General features: G+C 70.2%; 2 protein-coding genes. Both read left to right on the forward strand.

Annotated features, from left to right (window positions below):
- Nucleotides 1–178: 178 nt before the first annotated feature.
- Entirely contained in the window at nucleotides 179–3,112 is a 2,934-nt protein-coding gene (locus ACFWGJ_RS42375) for a CDP-glycerol glycerophosphotransferase family protein (protein ID WP_387334297.1), read from the forward strand.
- Nucleotides 3,109–4,248, forward strand: coding sequence for a glycosyltransferase (locus tag ACFWGJ_RS42380; protein ID WP_387334298.1), 1,140 nt, complete (start codon nucleotides 3,109–3,111; stop codon nucleotides 4,246–4,248). Before ACFWGJ_RS42375 ends, ACFWGJ_RS42380 begins: the two co-directional genes overlap by 4 nt.
- Nucleotides 4,249–4,329 lie beyond the last annotated feature (81 nt).

The following is a 4,329-nucleotide window of genomic DNA, read 5'->3' on the forward strand; positions in this document are numbered from 1 at the left end:
GGCTAACTACTAGCCCGTCCGGCGTTTGAGGACGAGCGCGCAGCGCGATCAAGGGGGGCGAGGGGGCGCAGCCCCCATGCGTGGACGGGAACGGGTAGGGGCGGCGGGGGCGAGGGCATGCCCCTGTACGGCCTAGCCCCTGTGTGGGGATCCCTAGGGCGCACTTAGGGTAAATAGGATGAACGAGGATCGCCCTGACATCTCCGTTGTCGTGATCGTCTACAACGACGAGGCCCGGCTGGACACAGCCGTCCACTCCGTGCTGGAGCAGACGCTGCGCAACGTCGAGGTCGTGATCGTCGACGACAGGAGCACGGACCGTTCGTACGAAGTCGCACGCGGGCTCGCCGCGCGGCACCCCGGACGCGTACGGACCTTCCGGCTGGACGAGAACAGCGGAGGCTGCGGAGCGCCCCGCAACCGCGGGATCGCCGAGGCGCGCGGCACGTACGTCGTCTTCCTCGACAGCGACGACGTACTGGAACGCAACGCCTGCCGGAACATGCTGGAGGCGGCCGAGACGACCGGCGCCGACCTCGTGTCCGGGCTGTGCGTACGGGTCCACGTCGACTCGCGGGGCGGCAAGGAGGTCAAGTGGTATCCCTGGCTGTACACCCGCACCCGCACCCTGGAGTCGATCTCCGAACTGCCCGACCTGCTGGTCTTCGACACCTTGTCCACCAACAAGTGCTATCGACGGGAGTTTCTCGTCAGGGAGCGGCTTGAGTTCCCCGTCGGCATCCACTACGAGGACCTGCTCTTCTCCGCGCAGGCGTACGCGGCGGCCCGCAGGATCACCCTCATCCCGAACCGCGTCTACGACTGGCGGGTCCTCGACAAGGCCGCGGCGAAGTCCATCAGCAACCGCCGCGCCGAGATCGCCAACTTCGCGCACCGCATGGAGATCCACCGGCGGGTCGACCGGCTGCTGGCCGAGCGGGGGCTGGCGGAGCTGAAGTTCTTCAAGGACGTCAAGTTCCTCAAGCACGACCTGGTGCTGCATCTGCGTGACCTGCCGTTCCGGGACGCCGCCTACCGGGAGGAGTTCGCGGCCATCGCGCGCGGCTATCTGGAGTCCGTCGACCGGGCCGCCTTCGACGAGGTCGAGCCCATCCACGCCATCTGCGCCTATCTGCTGCGCGAGAGCGACTGGGACAACCTCCTGCCGGCCGTGGACACCCTCACCAACCGCGACAAGATCTCCTCACCGCTCGCCGAGCGCGACGGCCGCGTCTACTGGTGTGCCGAGCACATCGACGGCAGCGACAGCGACGGTGACGGAGGAGAGAGGGCCTTCGCTCGGCACGTTCTCGATGTCACCGGACTCGGCTATCACGTCAGACCCGTCGAGAAGATGTTCCTGCGCAATGTCCTGACCGGGTACGAGGAGAGAGCGGGTACCGCAGGCACCCCCGGCGCCGCTGGTACCCCCGGCGCCGCCGGTACCGTCCGGCTCGCCGGGCGCATCACCAATCCCCTCGGTGTCGTCCCGCCCGGCGCGCGGCTCACCGGTGAGCTGGAGTTCGGCGCCCGCCGCAAGGGCGTGCGCTTCCAGACCTTCCGCTTTCCCGTCCGCACGCTGCGGCACGAGGGCGAGTTCATCGCCTGGGAGGCATCGGTCGACCTGGCGCGCGGCCTGCGGCCCCTCGGTGTCGTGGACGCCGTGTGGGACGTACGACTGCGCCTGGACGTCGACGGGGTGCGCACCACCACCCGCCTCACCGCCTCCGAGCCCGGTCTGGCCGTCGGCCGGTCGCCCGTCCGGCCGCGGCTCACCCGGCTGGTCGCCGACCACATCGAGCCCGAGGTCTCCGCGCGAGGCCATCTCGCTTTCCGGGTCCCGACCCGGGAGAAGGTCGACGCGCTCGTCGGACGCGGGATGCGGGGAGCGCCCGGCCGGCTCGCCAAGTCCGGCTACCGCAAGGCGAGGACGGTCCGCAAGAAGCTCACCTCGGGCCCCACCAAGATCCGCGTCTATCACGAGGTGTTCAGCAGGCTGCCCGTGAAGAAGGGCCTGGTCGTCTTCGAGAGCCATCTGGGCCGGCAGTACAGCGACAGCCCCAGGGCGCTCTACGAGGAGATGCGGCGCCAGGACCTCGCCTTCGACGCCGTGTGGTCGTACACCGGCCGCCCCGAGGGCTTCCCGCCCGACGCGACCCTCGTACGCCGCTGGTCGCTGCCCTATCTGAAGGCGCTGGCGCGGGCCGAGTTCTGGGTCGACAACCAGAGCTACCCGCTGAAGCTCACCAAGCGGCCCCAGACCACGTACATCCAGACCTGGCACGGGTCGGCGCTCAAGCGGATGGGCTTCGACGAAGCGGAGTGGAAGCTCAGGACCCGGGACGCGCAGGAGGAGCAGCAGCGCGTCCTCGACCGCTTCGACCGGTTCCTGATCCGCTCCGAGCACGACGTACGCACCCTTGCCCGTGCGTTCCGTCTGAAGGAGCGCACGCTGCTGCGCGTGGGCTACCCCCGCAACGACGCGCTCGTGGCGGCCCGGAAGCGGGAGGAGGAGACCGGCGTGCGGGAGCGCGGGCCGCTCGCCGCCGAGCTGGGCATCCCCGACGACAAGGCCGTCCTGCTGTACGCGCCCACCTTCCGGCAGCACGGCGGCAGGCAGCGGCGGTTCGAGCTGCCCTTCGACGTGGAGCGGTTCGCCGACGCGTTCGGCGACCGGTACGTCCTGCTGGTGCGCTCGCACTACCTCAACCACGTCGTGCTCCCGCCGTCCGTGCGCGGACGCGTCCTCGACGTGTCGGCCCACCACGACGTGACGCCGCTGCTCGCGCTCGCCGACGGCCTGATCACCGACTACTCGTCCGTGATGTTCGACTACGCGCTCCTCGGCCGGCCGCTGTTCTTCTTCGCCCACGACTACGAGGAGTACGTGCACGAGGGCCGTGGCACCTACTTCGACCTCCTCGAACGCGCCCCGGGGCCGGTCGTGCGCACCGAGGAGGAGCTGTACGTGGCCCTCGCCTCCCTCGACGAGCAGGTGGTCAAGTACCGGGAGGCGCGGGAGGGCTTCGTCGCGGAGTTCGGCGAGTACGACACGGGCACCGCCGCGCGGAGCATCGTCGACCAGTTCTTCGCCCAGTGGAGGCGCGCATGACCGCCCAGACCGACCAGGGCATCCCCGCGACCGCGGATTCCGCGGATCCGTGCCGGGACGTCTTCTTCGTCTCCAACAGCGTCGACGAACTGGGCGGGGTGACCAGCTGGTCGCACCAGATGGCCCGGCTGTTCACCGGGCGCGGCCATCGCGTCCACGTCGTCGGCATCACACCGTCCGAGGTGCCTCAGGAACTCGGCGAACTTCCGTACCCGACGACGACCCTGTACGCCGGACAGCCGCCGCGGCCCGGCCGCGCGCGCGAGGCGAGCATGCGCGAGGAGGCCACGAAACTCACCGCCCTCTTCCGGACGGCCCGGCCCGGCGCGGTCGTGATCGTCACGCAGGTGTGGGCCATGGAGTGGGTCGCCCGGGCCGACACCCACGGCCTGACCGTGATCGGGATGAGCCACGAGTCGTACGCGTACTCCAAGGCGTCCTCGCGCTTCCACCGGGTGCGCAGGCACTACCGGGACGTCGACCGCATGCTGGCGCTGACCCGCGAGGACGCCGACCTGTGGATCGGGCAGGGCCTGAACAACGCCTCGTACATGCCGAATCCGCTGCCGTTCATGCCGGAGGTGCCGTCGGCCCGTACGGAGAAGGTCGTCGTCAGCATCGGGCGGCTGCACGACCAGAAGGGCATCGACATGCTCCTCGACACCTGGGCGGAGGTCGCGCCGCGCCACCCCGACTGGCGGCTGCGGATCTACGGCTCGGGCGAGGACGAGGAGATGCTGAAGAAGCAGTGCACGGCTCTCGGGCTCGACGGCTGCGTGGACTGGATGGGGCGGACGAGCGATGTGCCGGGGGCGCTGCGGGGCGGTTCCGTGTTCGCGCTGTCCTCGCGGGGCGAGGGGTTTCCGCTCGCGCTCATGGAGGCCATGGCGATGGGGGTGCCGTGCGCGGCGTTCGACTGCGCGCCGGGGGTGCGGGAGATCGTCCACGACGGGGTGGACGGGCTCCTTGCCGGCCTCGGCAACACGGGTGAGCTGGCCCGGCGGCTCGACACCCTGATGTCCGACCAGGGGCTGCGGGACGGCATGGGCGAGCGGGCCCGGGTGAACATTCAGCGGTATGCGCCGGGCGAGATCGTGGGCAGGTGGGAGGGGTTGTTCGCGTTTCTCGAACGGTGAACCGGGTTGACTCCGGTTGTGCGTCGGGTGCGGGCCGGTGGGGGTCACCCGCGCAGTTCCCCGCGCCCCTACTGCCCAGGC

Origin of the sequence: Streptomyces sp. NPDC060205, assembly GCF_042728395.1 — a bacterium.
In the GTDB taxonomy this organism is placed as follows: Bacteria; Actinomycetota; Actinomycetes; order Streptomycetales; family Streptomycetaceae; genus Streptomyces.

Bases quoted from the DNA above. Each gene is read 5' to 3' on its own strand.
- ACFWGJ_RS42380 (WP_387334298.1), top strand. From the start codon at position 3,109: ATGACCGCCCAGACCGACCAGGGCATCCCCGCGACCGCGGATTCCGCG.
- ACFWGJ_RS42375 (WP_387334297.1), top strand. From the start codon at position 179: ATGAACGAGGATCGCCCTGACATCTCCGTTGTCGTGATCGTCTACAAC.